Origin of the sequence: Planktothrix prolifica NIVA-CYA 540 (genome assembly GCF_963864145.1) — a bacterium.
Classification (GTDB): Bacteria; Cyanobacteriota; Cyanobacteriia; order Cyanobacteriales; family Microcoleaceae; genus Planktothrix; species Planktothrix agardhii.
The window spans coordinates 3,821,831-3,837,478 of the sequence record NZ_CAWLTW010000001.1 but is presented as its reverse complement, the minus strand read 5'-3'; the positions used below and the strand labels follow the sequence as shown (position 1 = coordinate 3,837,478).

At 37.8% G+C, this 15,648-nt stretch carries 3 protein-coding genes; 2 read left to right on the top strand and 1 reads right to left on the bottom strand.

Annotated features, from left to right (window positions below; translation table 11 throughout):
* Nucleotides 1-190 precede the first annotated feature (190 nt).
* A complete protein-coding gene (locus tag AC559H_RS16805; RefSeq protein ID WP_036833394.1) occupies nt 191-2,980 on the top strand; it encodes an ATP-binding protein in 2,790 nt (929 codons plus the stop codon).
* Here the strand turns inward: AC559H_RS16805 and AC559H_RS16800 are convergent.
* Nucleotides 2,951-3,742 (bottom strand): thioesterase II family protein, encoded by a 792-nt coding sequence (locus AC559H_RS16800; protein WP_036833395.1) that lies wholly within the window; start codon nt 3,740-3,742, stop codon nt 2,951-2,953. The two genes, AC559H_RS16805 and AC559H_RS16800, sit on opposite strands and share 30 nt — an antisense overlap.
* A 144-nt stretch (nt 3,743-3,886) precedes the next feature.
* On the opposite strand from AC559H_RS16800, the gene AC559H_RS16795 reads away from it, so the two are divergent.
* Entirely contained in the window at nt 3,887-15,616 is an 11,730-nt protein-coding gene (locus tag AC559H_RS16795) for a type I polyketide synthase (protein ID WP_026795533.1), read from the top strand.
* Nucleotides 15,617-15,648: the final 32 nt, after the last annotated feature.

Here is a 15,648-nt window from a genome sequence, read left to right as displayed (position 1 = left end):
TGATCTAATTGTGAGATTGATCAGGGGTTGTGGGTGATGGAAGACACAGGAATTGCGTGATTTGTCCCATTTTAATGGGAATATTTGTATTAGGGTGGGGAATGCGATCGCTCAATTCTACGGAGATTTATAGATAATGTAAACTGAAACTAAAGTCTCTTTACGATCACAAGAAAAAACTAAAATATTCATGATTAATCCTCGTCCCAAAACTGCCAAAAAAACCAGACAAATTCCCCTAAGATTGCTATTGATTGTCCCCTTTGTATTGCAAATTGTGGGGGCGGTGGGATTAGTGGGTTATCTTTCCTATCGCAGTGGACAAAAAGCGGTAGAAAATATGGCGGATCAATTAATGGATCAGGCAACTAATCGAGTACAGGATCACCTCAATATATCCCTACAAACTTCACAGCAAACCATAGCGGTTAATTATCGTGCCACTCAAGGAGGTCGCCTTAATATCAAGGACTTTGAGTTAATCCGTCAGCACTTATGGGAACAGATTAATTTAGCTCCAAGATTAGCGATCACTTCTTATATTAATGAGCAAGGAAAACAAATCGGTTATGGACGGATAATCAACCAAGAATTTGTTGAATTAGCCCAAAAACTAACGGCAGAAAAAGATATCCAGATTGGCACACTTTTCTTATATGAAGTGAATTCTACACAGAAAAAAATCCAGAATCAATATTTAGTTGATCAACAGGGTAAGCCTCGCAAACATACTTATTCAGTACCTGTTGATCATACGGTAGCACCCTGGTATCTAAAAGCCAAAGTCGTTAAAAAACAAACTTGGTCACAAATCAATGTTTCCAAAATTGCCCCATCATTGACTATCAATGCCGTATTTCCTATTTTCGATGGGGGTGGAAAATTTCAAGGTGTTTTTAACTCTAGTTTAATGTTGTCGGATATTAGCACTTTTTTAAATCAATTACGATTCTCGCCATTTGGACAAAGCTTTATCATAGAGCGTTCTGGTGATCTCGTCGCCACATCAACATTGGAGCGTCCTTTTGTAAATCCGATCAATAAACCGCTTGCTCGTTTACCTGCGACTGAAAGTCAGAATGGCTGGACAAAGGCGATCACAATTCAACTGAAACGGCAATACCGAGATTTAGGCCAAATTAAAACGGATTTACACTTTCAAGTTCCTGTTAAGGGAAACACACTCTTTACCCAAGTTGTACCTTATCAAGATCAATATGGTTTAGATTGGCTGCTGGTGACGGCGATCCCCCAGTCTGACTTGATGGGAAAAATTAATGCCAACACCAAAATCACAATTTTACTTTGTTTATTGACTTTAGGAATTGCTACAGGATTAGGAATTATTGCCTCAAATTTAATTACTACACCAATTCAAAAATTAAGTCAAGCCAGTCGGGCGATCGCTGAGGGTGAATTAAGTCAAGTTATAGAAGTCCAAGGGGTTTCTGAACTAGAAACTTTAGCTGATTCTTTTAATCAGATGGCGAGTCAATTACAAACCTCTTTTGAAACCTTAGAACATCGGGTCGATGAACGCACGGTGGAGCTAGTAATTGCCAAGGAAAAAGCCGAAGTTGCTAATCAAGCCAAAAGTACATTTATTGCTAATATGAGTCACGAATTGCGATCGCCCCTGAATGCCATTTTAGGCTTTTCTCAATTAATGCTAAGAAGCTCTAATCTTTCCTCTGAACAATCCGAAAATGCCGGAATTATTTATCGGAGTGGTGATTATCTATTAACCCTAATTAATAATGTTTTGGATTTATCTAAAATAGAAGCGGGAAAAACCACATTAAATCCGACTAATTTTGACCTATATCGGTTATTAGATGATTTAGAAGATATGCTAGATTTAAGAGCTAGTAATGCCGGGTTAAAATTAATTTTTCAACGAGATGAAAATGTCCCTCACTATATTTGTACTGATGAAATTAAACTGCGTCAGGTATTAATTAATTTACTCAGTAATGCGATTAAATTTACCACCAAAGGTGATATTACCTTAACCGTTTTTCAGGAAGAAGAAGAAGACTCAACGGATATTATTACCTTAAATTTCAAAATCCGCGATACGGGAGTAGGAATTTCCGAGGCGGAATTACCTAAACTATTTGAAGCATTTACTCAAACCCAAGCCGGAAAAGAATCCCAAGAAGGAACAGGTTTAGGATTAGCAATTAGTCGAAAATTTGTCCAATTAATGGGAGGGGATATTTCCGTAGAAAGCGAATTAGGAAAAGGCACAACTTTTAGATTTCAAATTCAGGCAAAACCCGGTCAAGATATTCATAATGAACCCACAGAAACCCGACAAAAAATATTAGGATTAGTAGCGGGTCAACCGACTTACAAACTGCTAACGGTTGATGATAAAGAAATTAACCGAAAATTATTAATTAAATTGTTAGAACCCTGTGGATTTGAGTTAAAAGAAGCTAGTAATGGACTAGAAGCGATCGCAATATGGGAGGAATGGGAACCTCATTTAATCTTTATGGATATGCGAATGCCCGTGATGGATGGATATGAAGCCACTAAATATATTAAATCTACCACAAAAGGCAATGCTACAGCCATAATTGCCGTAACAGCCAGTGTATTAGAAGAAGAAAAAGCGATTGTACTTTCGGCAGGTTGTGATGATTTTATTAGAAAACCTTTTACAGAAGATCATATTTTTGGGGTTCTAGCTACACATTTAGGGGTAAAATATATCTTGCAACAAACACAGCATATTTTGACCCCTTCCCAAGATCAAGAAATAACTTCAGATGCTTTAAAAATAATGTCTAAGGACTGGATTTATCAACTCTATACAGCAGCACTGGAAGCCGATGTCCAAGTTGTGATAGAATTAATTAAAGAAATTCCAGATCCAGAAATTCCTCTAATCCAATTTCTAACAAAAGCAGTGCGGAAATTTCAATTTGAACAGATAATTGATTTAATTGATCCCCTGATCAATGATCAATAGCGATTTTCCCAAGCATTCTAGGACAAGAGATTTGGCTGAGTGCAAAAAGAAATGATCTCCGGGAAACATCTCCACAGAGAAAGCCGAGTTGGTTTGTTCCCGCCAAGCTTCTATCTCCAAGGCGTTAGGTTTCAAATCTTCTAATCCACCAAAAGCAGTAATTGGACAATCCAGAGGCGGTAAGTCCTTGTAGGAGTAAGTTTCAACTACCGAAAAATCGGCTCGGAGAGTAGGAAGCAACAGTTCCATCAACTCAGCATTTTCTAGTACCGCTTCCGGTGTACCAGCATAGCGACGCAATTCCTTGATCAATTCCGATTCTGGTAGGGCGTGAATTTGGGGAGTGCGATCGGGAATTTGCGGAGCGCGGTATCCCGAAACGAACAGGTGTAATGGACTTTGGTTATATTCTTTACGAAGTAGCCGCGCCAGTTCAAAGCTAACTAATCCGCCCATACTGTGACCAAAAAAAGCAAAAGGTTTAGTTAGGTGGGGTAATATGGCCCGGTCAAGAGCCTGTATCAGAGGCTCTATTTGGGTAAAAGGGGTTTCCCGCAGTCGAGAATTACGTCCGGGAAGTTCGATGGGACAAATCTCAACCGTTGATGGTAGACTATCAATCCAAGAACGAAATATCGCGGCCCCACCCCCGGCATAATGAAAGCAGAATAGTCGTAATTTAGCTTCAGGATTAGGTTTTGGATATGTTACCCAGGAGTTAGCAGTTGGGGTTAGATTGGGCTTTAGTTGGTCTATTTGCATAAATTTCTGTTTAGTGGAACTTCAACAAATTTTAATTTAAGTGAGTAAATATTTCTTGACGATTGTAGTTCTAAACAGGTATCCTTAGCATTAAGTCTGATTCAGCATCTTGAAACCCCCTTAAAATCTGGATAGATAAAAATAATGGAGCCTAACGATCTAAAGAACTTATCAGATCACGAGAAATCAATCCAAACTAGAGTTTTTAAAGCACTCAATGAAGCCAAAGAAAGATTAAAAGTTGTTGAAGCTAAACAAAGTGAACCCATAGCAATTGTCGGTTTAGGATGTCGTTTTGGCAATAATATTGCCACGGTTGATGGCTTTTGGTCTTTTCTGAAAGCGGGTGGAAATACCCTCAGAGAACTCCCTAATGATCGCTGGAATCGGGATGATTTTTATGATCCAGATCGGAGTAAACCGGGCAAAATCTATGTCTCCCAAGGCGGTTTTCTCGATGATGTTTCCAAGTTTGACCCACATTTTTTCGGTATTGCCCCGAAAGAAGCCCTACACATTGATCCTCAGCAACGGTTACTGTTAGAAGTTGCTTATGAAGCTTTAGAAAATGCAGGCATGGCAACACCAACGGCCAGAATCGGCAAGACAGGTGTTTTTATTGGTATTACTAACAATGATTATGCTCGCCTAATTGCACCGGAGGATGATTATAGTGCCATTGGAGCCTATCATATTTCTGGCAATCATACCAATGCCGCTGCGGGGCGTATTTCTTACCTTTTGAATCTCAATGGCCCAAGTTTAGCGGTAGATACGGCTTGTTCTTCTTCCTTAGTCGCCGTTCATCTGGCTTGTCGTTCTTTGCGTTCCCAAGAATGTAGACAAGCTTTAGTCGGAGGAGTTAACTTAATTTTAACTCCAGAAGTTCCGATTGCCCTATGTCGAAATCAGATGTTAGCCTCCGATGGAAAATGCAAAACCTTTGACGAAAGTGCCGATGGTTTTGGAATTGGTGAAGGGTGTGGAGTTATTGTCTTAAAAAGATTGAGTCAAGCCCTAGAAGATGGCGATCGGATTTGGGCTTTAATTCGAGGAACAGCAGTTAATAATGATGGCGCCAGTGGAGGCTTTACGGTTCCCAATGGTACGATCCAAACAGAGTTAATTGGTGAAGCTCTGACCGATGCCCGGTTAAATGCAGATGCGATTGATTATGTCGAAGCTCACGGCACAGGCACATCTTTAGGAGACCCGATTGAAATTAAAGCTATAGCTGATGCTTTATGCGTCAATCGCTCAAAATCTCAACCATTATTAGTCGGTTCTGTTAAAACAAATCTGGGTCATCTCGCTGCGGCGGCAGGGATTTCAGGTTTGATTAAAACTGTATTATCTATCTACTATTCAGAAATTCCAGCCCATCTTAATTTTAATAACCCTAATCCTCACATTAATTGGGATATTTTACCTATCAATATAGTTACAAAAAGTTGTCCTTGGATTGTCAACAATGGTAAAGATAAATCGGCGGTTGTGAGTTCTTTTGGAGCATCGGGAACCAATGCTAGTGTAATTTTAAGCGAACCTCCTCAAGACCAACCCCTAATCCCCAAAACATCCCCGATATTAATTACTTTGTCAGCTAAAGATCCAGAACGGTTGCGGATTTTTGCTTCCGAATTAATTGCTGATCTGGATCAAAAACCAGATCGGAATATCAATGATATTGCCTTTTCTTTAAATACCGGACGTTTTCCCCATAAACATCGACTATCTTTATTAGTTTCTAGTCTGGATAATTTACAGAAAGGTCTGGAAATTTTTCTGAGTAGTAATTTGGAAGAAAACCAGAAACAAGTAATTTATGGAGAGGCGCAAAGTAATCCTAAAATCGCTTTTCTCTGCAATGATCAAGAAGAAATAGTTACGAGAATGGGAGAAGATTTATTTACAAATGAGCCTGTATTTCATGATGCTTTTATTAAATGCGATCGCCTATTTCAAAAGCACTTAAAATTTTCCCTAGAAGATTTATTATACAAAAATCAAGCCCTAGATTCTCAACATGATCCTTTATCTGTACAACCCATATTATTTGCTTTCCACTATGCACTTTGTGAACTCTGGAAATCTTGGGGAATTTGCCCTACTGCGGTTTTAGGTTCGGGATTAGGTGAATATCTTGCCGCCCAACAAACGGGTGTTTTTTCCCTAGAAGATGCAGTTAAGTTGGTCGCAAGTCGTGCTCATTTTTTATCGCAAAAACTCGATCAAAGAGAATTAGCAGATTTTCAAAAAATCGCCGAAGAAGTTACTTATCACCAGCCCCAACTGACCTTAATTGCTAATGGTGAACTGGCTAATAAAGCTCTGACAACTTCTGCTTATTGGGGACAACAATTCACCGAACCAAAGCAGGTTGCTAAAGGAATTACTACCCTACATCAAATGGGGTATCAAATCTTCCTAGAAATTGGAACTTACCCAGATTTAATCAATATTGGTCGTCAAAATTTAGCTGAAAACTCGATACTTTGGTTGTCTAGTTTAGTCAAAGATTGTCATAGTAATCAGCAAATGCAAATTGTTTTGGGAGAACTGTATATCCGAGGAGTAAATATTGACTGGAAAGGATTTCATCATTCCCATGCAGGACGAAAAATTAGTTTACCCAATTCTCCTTTTATCCGCAAACGTTACTGGATAACTTCAGTTAATCATCAACCCAAAGCAATTAGTAAAGGTAATAATTATTCCTCCGGTCATCCCTTACTAGGTGATCGTTTTCCTTCACCTTTGTCCGATCTTCAATATCGAGGGAGTATTAGCCAGCGTCAACCCGCTTTTTTACAAGAACATCAAGTTTTCAATCAATCCATATTTCCCGGGTCTGCATTGATTGAAATGGCTTTGGCTGCTACACAAAATCAAACTATTATATTAGAAAATATACAATTCAAAAAAGCGTTAATTTTAACAAATAAAGAAGATATATTACAATTAATTGTCACTGATAAAAGTTGGCAAATTTATCATCAAGTTGAGCAAAATTGGGAAATCCTGGTGACAGGGGAAATTGATCAATCAAAATCAATTAATTCAACGGTTGATAACCTAGAAAAAATAAAAGCAAATTGCCCAGAAGAAGTTGAGATTAATTCCTTTTATCAAACTTATCAAAAAGCGGGAGTTAATTACGGTAGCAACTTTCAGCTAATTGAGCAACTTAGGAGGGGTAATAATACGGCTTTTGCTCAAATTAAATTAACAGATACTCTCCGCTTAGAAGCGAAAAAATATCATTTTCATCCCGCGATGTTGGACGCTTGCTTTCAGGTGATTGCTGCTATTTTATTCAAGCAAGAATCATCGGTAACTTATGTACCTGTTCGGATTGCTAAATTTCAATTTTTTCGCACCCCCGACGATATTGTGATTAGTGCTGCGCGACTCCAGCAAAATCATGATCATCCTCTTATGATTATCTCTGATATTGATATTTATTCCCCCCAAGGTGAACTGATTGCATCAATTATAGGCCTAGAACTAAAACCTGTACAATCTCAAGACATTATTCCTCAAGAAAATCAACCCCAAACCTACCTAGAAGAATGGATTCCTTCCGTACCATTATTAGCTAATGGGAGAGATACTTTAGTCACTCCTGATCTGATTAAAGCTCAAATTCAACCCGCGCAATTAGAACAGCAATTAGGAGACAAATTACCCCAATATGAACGCTTACTAGAAGCAATGGAAAGTTTAAGCGTTACCTATATTTGGGAAGCATTAAAACAACTGAATTGGCAACCCAAATTAGGTCAAACTTACCCCGAAGAACAGATTGCTATTCAAGGCGAAATAGTTGAGTTTTATCGTCCTTTATTATCTCGATGCTTAGAAATTTTAGCTGAGGAAAAAATTGTTACTTGGCAACAAAATGGCTGGTTATTGACAAAAGAATTAGAAACCCTTTCATCTCAATCACAAATTCAAGATCTTCGCCAACAATTTCCTGATTATCCAGCAGAAATTAATCTGATAGAACGTTGTGGTTTAGCTTTAGCTGAAGTCATGCGTCATCAAATTGAGCCATTAGAATTAATATTCCCCCAAGGAGATATAAATGCGATCGCCTCAATTTATTCTGAAGCTGCTGGAGCTAAATTAATGAATCAGTTAGTAGCAGTAACTATTAACTCTGCTATCGCTAATTTACCAAGCAATCATCAGCTAAGGATTCTGGAAATTGGCGGCGGAACAGGAGCCACCACTGCTGCAATTTTACCCCATTTATCTCCCGAACAAATTGAATATGTATTTACCGATATTTCCTCCAGTTTTTTAAATAGAGCCAAGGAAAATAACAACAATTATTCCTTCATTCAATATCAAACTTTAGATATAGAAAAAAATCCCTTTAATCAAGGTTTTATCCCCGGAAGTTTTGATATTATCATTGCTGCTAACGTTCTTCATGCCACAGCAGATATTCAAAAAACCCTGGAAAATGTACGATCTTTAATTGCTCCCAATGGACTACTGATACTATTAGAAAGTACCGGAGCCAGACGTTGGGTAGATTTAACCTTTGGCTTAACAGAAGGCTGGTGGTTATGTAGCCAAGACCCTCTCCGGCATGGTTATCCTTTAGTTAATACAGAAACTTGGCAAAATTTACTCACTCAGCATCAATTTGCAGAGATTAATATTATTGAACCCAGCCAACCCCAAACCCGAAATCTATTAAAACAAAGTGTGATCATTGCTAAAAGTAGCGACAGATTGATCCCTTTCCATGCAAAACCTGACTGGAATCAAGTCATCTTTGCTGATACCCAAGGAATTGCTAACAATTTAATTCCTCCATTACAACAGCGAGGCGTTGGTTATTCAATGCTTTTCCCTGAAGATATTAATCCTGATTCTGCCGAAGATTACCTATCAGTATTACAAACCCTTTTAACACCAGAAACCCATCAAATATTGTACTTTTGGGGATTGGAAAAAATAGCAGGAGAAATTGATCAAGAAGTAGAGATTAATTGTCAACGGTTTCTGTTTTTATTACAAGCATTATTACAACAAAAAAATCCCCCAAATCTGATTCTTGTGACTCAAGGAGCCGTACCTGCAAAAGCAATCAAAACTCTAACTTCTCCCGCCCAATCTTCTCTATTAGGAATTGCTTTAAGTTTAGTATTAGAACATCCAGAACTCAATTTTAGAGCCATTGATTTAGATCCTAACGAACAAAACTTAGCAGAAAAGTTATTTCGAGAAATCTACAGCAATACCCCAGAAAATCGTATTGCTCTGCGGGGTGAACAACGTTTTTGTCCGCGTTTAGTACAGCGAAAACTCGCAGCAGGAAAGATCAATTTTAGTCCCGATGGCTATTATTTAATTTCAGGAGGAACCGGAGGTTTAGGGTTAGCTACAGCCCGATGGATGATAGAAAAAGGCGCCCGTCATTTAGTTTTGTGCAGTCGCAGTGGTGCAAAAGCTATTAACCCTGAAAATTTAGCAAGTTTGCAGTCTAATCTTGTCGATATTAAAATTAAAGACTGTGATGTGACAGATGCAGAAAAACTGCATATTTTACTAGAAGAATGCCGTTCAGAATATCCGGTGCGGGGCATTTTTCATATTGCGGGAACCCTAGATGATACAACATTACTGCGACTAACACCAGAGAGTTTTAATTATGTTTTAGCACCGAAAGTCAAAGGAACTTGGTTGCTACATAAACTCACCTTAAATGACCCTTTAGATTTCTTTGTTTGTTATACCTCTGCTGTGTCTTTAATTGGCTCGGCAGGACAGGCAAATGCCGCCGCTGCTAATGCTTTTGAAGATGCTTTTATCTATTATCGTCAGGCGAATAATTTACCAGGAACTGTGATCAACTGGGGGCCTTGGAGCGAAATTGGTGCGGCAGTAGATCGTAATGTTTTAGAGAGATTAGCCTCTAAAGGTTATGCAGCAATTAAACCTAATTTAGCTCTTAATACCCTAGAAAAAATCTTATTTAATCAGATTATTCGCGCGGGTGTAATTACTATTGACTGGCAACGTTTTCCTTATATTAACCAAAACTTTTATCAAAACTTCCGATCTCAAGCCAAACCCCAAACTTCTAATCCATCTTCCGATATTTTAAAACAATGGCAAACCCTACCCATAAAACAGCGTAGTAGTTGGTTAATTAATCATCTGAGTTTGTGTGTATCCAATATTTTAGGACACTCAAATGATGAAACTATTGCTCCCCAACAAGGATTTTTTGATTTAGGAATGGACTCTCTCACCTCTACAGAACTTCGCAATCTTTTGCAAACAGATTTTGATTGTTCCCTACCATCAACCATTGCATTTCGTTTTCCAAATGTGGAAACTTTAGCCGATTATTTACTGCGGGAAGTCTTAGATATTTCTGAACCAATACTAACTCCTATTCCCGAAAAAATACCATCAAAAATCCATCAAAAACAAATTAAAGAATCTACCCCAGACAAACCACAAATAGAAGAAGATCCGATTGTAATTGTCGGTATGGCTTGCCAATTTCCTGGCGGTGCTAAGGATTTAAAATCATTTTGGGAACTTTTAGAACAGGGAAAAGATGCAGTCGGAGAAATTCCTGAAAATCGCTGGGATATGAAAATCTGGTATGATCCCGATCCCGATAAAGCAGGTAAAATATACTCTCCTTATGGTGCATTTTTAGAGCAAATTGATCAATTTGATGCTGAATTTTTCGGCATTATTCCCAGGGAAGCGATCGCCATCGATCCTCAGCAACGTTTACTATTAGAAACCGCTTGGCAAGCATTAGAAATGTCAGGACAAAATCCGCAAAAATTACGCAATAGTCAAACGGGCGTTTTTATTGGGTGCATGACTCAAGATTATGCCCAATTAAGTTATTCTCCAAAGGCAATTAATGCCTATACGGGTTCGGGAACTTCTGTTAGTGTAGTTTCCGGTCGGCTTTCTTATATCCTGGGTTTGCAAGGCCCATCAATGACAATTGATACCGCTTGTTCTTCCTCATTAGTGGCAGTAAATTTAGCTTACAATGCCTTGCGAAATGGTGAGTGTGATCTGGCTTTAGCCGGGGGGGTTAATGTTATTATTACCCCAGTTATTTCTTTAATTGAAAGTCGTGCCCAAATGCTGGCACCCGATGGACATTGTAAGACCTTTGATGAAAGTGCAAATGGAATGGTGCGAGGCGAAGGTTGTGGAATAATTGTTCTAAAAAGATTGAGTCAAGCTATTAAGAATGGCGACCATATTTTAGCCAAAATTTATGGTACAGCAGTTAACCATGACGGCCCCAGTAGTGGATTAACAGTCCCGAATGGTGCAGCGCAAGAAAAATTATTATATCAAGCTCTGAAGACAGCAAATCTGCAACCAGAACAAATAGATTATATCGAAGCTCATGGTACCGGAACTGCCCTTGGAGATCCGATTGAATTAGAAAGTATGGCGGCAGTTTTTGGTAAACGTCCTCCGAATCAACCTTTAGTTATTGGTTCTGTCAAAACAAATTTAGGACACTTAGAAGGAGCAGCAGGAATTGCCGGATTAATTAAAACAGTTTTAGCTTTACAACACCATAAAATTCCTCCCCATCTTCACTTTAAAAAACCCAACCCTCGGTTTGATTGGAGTTCTAATATTTTTGAAGTTCCTGTAGGCGGAAAAACCTGGAATCCCAGTGAACGCCAAAGAATTGCCGGGGTAAGTTCCTTTGGCTTTAGTGGAACAAATGCTCATATTATTGTGGGAGAAATTGACTCTAGTTTACCTAAAAAATCTGAGCCTAACTTTTACCTATTACCGCTTTCGGCTCGTTCTGAAAAATCTCTCCAAGAGTTAACTAAAAATTATCAAAATGCTTTGAATGGGTCTGTCAATTTTGCTGATGTTTGTTTTACGGCTACTACAGGACGGGCTATTTTTCAGCATCGAATATGTATTTTAGCTGAATCAATGACAACAGCACAAGCAGCACTGGTTAGTTTCCAAAAAGGTGAGGATTCTCAACAATTAATTACACCAATTTTATCAGAAAACAAGCTAAAAATAGCTTTTCTATTTTCAGGACAAGGATCGCAATATTCAGGAATGGGAGAAACCCTTTATCACCGAGAACCTGTCTTTAAAAATACTTTAGATCTTTGTAATGAAATCCTAGAACCTATTTTAGAAAAATCCCTGTTAGATTTAATCTTTAAATTGCCCAATAGCCAGCTATTAGAACAGACTCAAATCACCCAGCCCGTGCTATTTTCTTTTGAATATGCACTGGCTAAATTATGGCAATCTTGGGGAATAGAACCGTCAGCACTTTTAGGACATAGTATTGGCGAATATGTAGCAGCTTGTTTAGCCGGAGTTTTCTCTTTAGAAGATGCTTTAAAATTAGTTACCCAACGGGGTCGGTTAATGGGAGAATTACCCCAGAATGGCAGTATGACAGCTATTTATGCTGATTATGAAACCGTAGTGGCGGCCCTTACTTCCTATCAAAATCAAGTTAATATTGGTTCGGCTAATGGCTCAATTACAGTGATTTCTGGGGTAAATGAAATTGTTGATCAACTAGAGAAAATCTTTATAGATCAAGGCTATAAAACTAAACGTTTAGCCGTATCCCATGCTTTCCATTCTCCTTTAATGGAACCAATTCTTGATGATTTTGCTAAGGTTTTAGAGAATATTTCATTGCATAAACCTAGCTTAACAATTATTAGTAATATCACAGGTAAACCCATTGGTCAAGAAATTGCAACTTCCGATTATTGGGTTAATCATCTTAGGAGTACGGTGCAGTTTAGTCAAGGGTTTCAGTTCTTAATTGATAGTGGTTATCGCTGTTTTTTGGAAGTTGGTTCTAAACCTGTATTATTGGGTATGGCGCGACTAATTTCGCCAAATCAAGAAATATTATGGCTCCCTAGCATTGTACCTGGACAAGATGAACAAGCCCAAATGTATAGAAGTTTAGCGACACTTTTTGTTAATGGTTATTCTGTAGAATGGACGGAGGTATTTAAACAAGGGAAACGGATTTCTTTACCAACTTATCCATTTCAACGAGAACGTTATTGGATATCAAATTCTGAATTTTCTATCACCGACATAAAAACTAATTTACATCCTTTTATTCGGGATTTTAAAAAGTTAGCGACGGGGGAAATTGTATTTGAGGGTGAAATCAGTTCTGATCAGCCAAATTATCTTCAAGAACACAAAGTATTTGAAAAAGTTTTATTTCCAGCGACAGGATTTATAGAAGCAATTTTAGCAGCTAGTCAGAAAATATTTCCTGATAATTTCATCATCCTTCAAAATGTCTCAATTCATCAAGGATTATTATTATCGGAAACTCCAATAATATTACAAATGATTTTTAAACCCCAAAAATTATCTAAACAAAGCTATAGTTTTGAAATATTTAGTCATAATTCTACAGTAGATCAATGGATTCTTCATGTTACTGGTGAGGTTGAATCTAATAATTTAAAAGGAGTTGTTGAATCAGAATTTCAAAAGGATGCAACAGAAGAAGGGGAAGCGGTTTCTATTTCTCGATTCTATGAACTTTATCAGCAAATGGGAATCAGCTATGGAAAAGGATTTCAAGGGATTCAAGAATTATTTTCTTTAAAAAATGGTTCTCAGGCTAAGATTAGTATTGACCACAGTTTAGCAGACCAGCGTTATTGTTTTCATCCTGTCCTTTTAGATGCTTGCTTGCAAAGTATTGGTGCCGCTTTTTCGGAAATTCATGGTCAAGAATTGCATTTACCCTATGGGTTTTCTTCATTAGAATTATTCCGAGATCCTGGTGATCAAGTTTGGACACAGGTTGATGTTAAATCTGATTCTCAGGGTGAAATGTGCGTAGATGTAGATATTTATAATCAGCAAAAACAGCTTTGCGCTCGCTTTACAAACTTAAAAGCACGGCGGACTAAACCAGAAATTTTACAGCGTTTATGGCAAGAAACTGAGAAAAATTGTTTTTATCAAATTCAATGGAAAAAACTGGATTTACTACCAACTGTTACTAACAATTTTAACAATTCTTGGTTAATATTTGTGCATCCTAAAACAGCATTAAATCCCTTAATCAATTTATTAAAAAAAGCGGGAGAAAAAGTTATAATAGTAGAAATTGGTAACAACTATCAATGCTACTCTCAAGATTATTTTGTGATCAATTCTGCTGAAAATACTGATTTTCAGCGTCTATATCAACAAGCATATCCGTCGGGAGAATTGCCCACAGGCATAATTTTTTCTTGGGAAACAGTATCATTTGCAGAAGATACAGAGAGCTTTTATACAAGTTGTCAGGCGGCATTGAACTTAATTCAAACTCTAACTAATAACTGGCAAAAATTACCTGATTTATGGTTAATTACTCGTGGTGCTAATCAAGTATTAGAAGATCCTTCCTTAGAACCTCAACAATCTTATTTATGGGGATTAGGAGCAGTTATTAATCAAGAATATCCCCAAATGCGTTGTGTATGTTTAGATTTATCGACGACTGAGGAAGCAGAGGAAGCTGAGTTATTATTTAATCAATTGCATACTTCAAATAATGAATTACGTCTGGCTTTACGTCAGGGAAACTGTTATGGAGCTAGGTTAGTTTCTGCCCCCCCCAAGCCTGCCGTACACGGGGAGTTTGGGGGGGCTATTCCCGCAGCGCAAAAACAGCAATTTGTCAGCAAAGAAGGAGCTTATTTAATCACTGGAGGTTTGGGAAAACTGGGATTATTAGTCGCTGAATGGTTATCGAAAATGGGGGCGAGTCACTTAGTTTTATGCAGTCGGAATATTAAATCTAAATCCGAATTAATTGCCTCATTTGCCGAAAAAGGAACAGAGATTACAATTATCAGTATTGATATTAGTTCTCCCGTAGAGATGGAACAATTATTCTCTCGTTTTGGCACCGATTTGCCATGTTTACGAGGGGTTATTCATGCTGCTGCTGTCTTAGATGATGGACTTTTAGTTAATCAAAATTGGCAAAAATATCAAAACGTTATGCGTCCTAAAGTAGAAGGAACTTTATTATTAGATCACTATACTCGCCCCCTATCTTTAGACTTTTTTATTAGCTTTTCTTCTGCTGCTGTGATTCTGGGTTCACCTGGTCAAAGTAATTATGCTGCTGCTAATGCTTTTATGGATGCTTTAATGCAGCAACGACAAAGTTTAGGATTACCAGGAATTAGTATTAATTGGGGAGCTTGGAATACAGGGAATGAAATTGAACAACAACGTTTTGCTAATTGGGGGATTCAAAGTCTGTCTACTGATACTGCTTTTAAATATCTCAATTCGTTAATTCTAGGTAACGTTTTCCAAGGAGTAATTATTGATATTGATTGGTCTATTTTTAACCAATCTTTTAATATTAAGCAACCCTTCTTTGCCGAAGTATTAACCCCAAAAGCACAAAAACCAGAGAATTTGGCAAAATTATTACAGAGGTTAAAATCTATCTCCATAGATGAGCGAACTACCAGTTTATCTCAAGGAATTGAACAGATATTACGCGAAGTTACTGGGTTAAAAGCTAATCAAGTCATTCCTCAACAAACATCATTTTTAGACTTAGGCTTAAACTCTCTAATGGTAATAGAATTTAAAAATCGCCTAGAAAATGATTTAGGTTGCACCTTGTCCGCCTCAATTATTTTTGATTATCCTAATATCCTAAGTTTAAGTGCCTACCTGCGAGCAGAAATATTAGCGGGTGATCTCGATTTTGAGATCAAAACGGATGCACCAACCGAGTCTCTAAATCCCTATGATAGTCTTAGTGAGGAGGAACTTGCTATATTACTTAATCAAAAGTTAATCGAGCTTGACTAATCAAGCAAAATCTGATATATTGACAAAATTAG

Bases quoted from the DNA above. Each gene is read 5' to 3' on its own strand.
- AC559H_RS16805 (WP_036833394.1), top strand. From the start codon at position 191: ATGATTAATCCTCGTCCCAAAACTGCCAAAAAAACCAGACAAATTCCC.
- AC559H_RS16800 (WP_036833395.1), bottom strand. From the start codon at position 3,742: ATGCAAATAGACCAACTAAAGCCCAATCTAACCCCAACTGCTAACTCC.
- AC559H_RS16795 (WP_026795533.1), top strand. From the start codon at position 3,887: ATGGAGCCTAACGATCTAAAGAACTTATCAGATCACGAGAAATCAATC.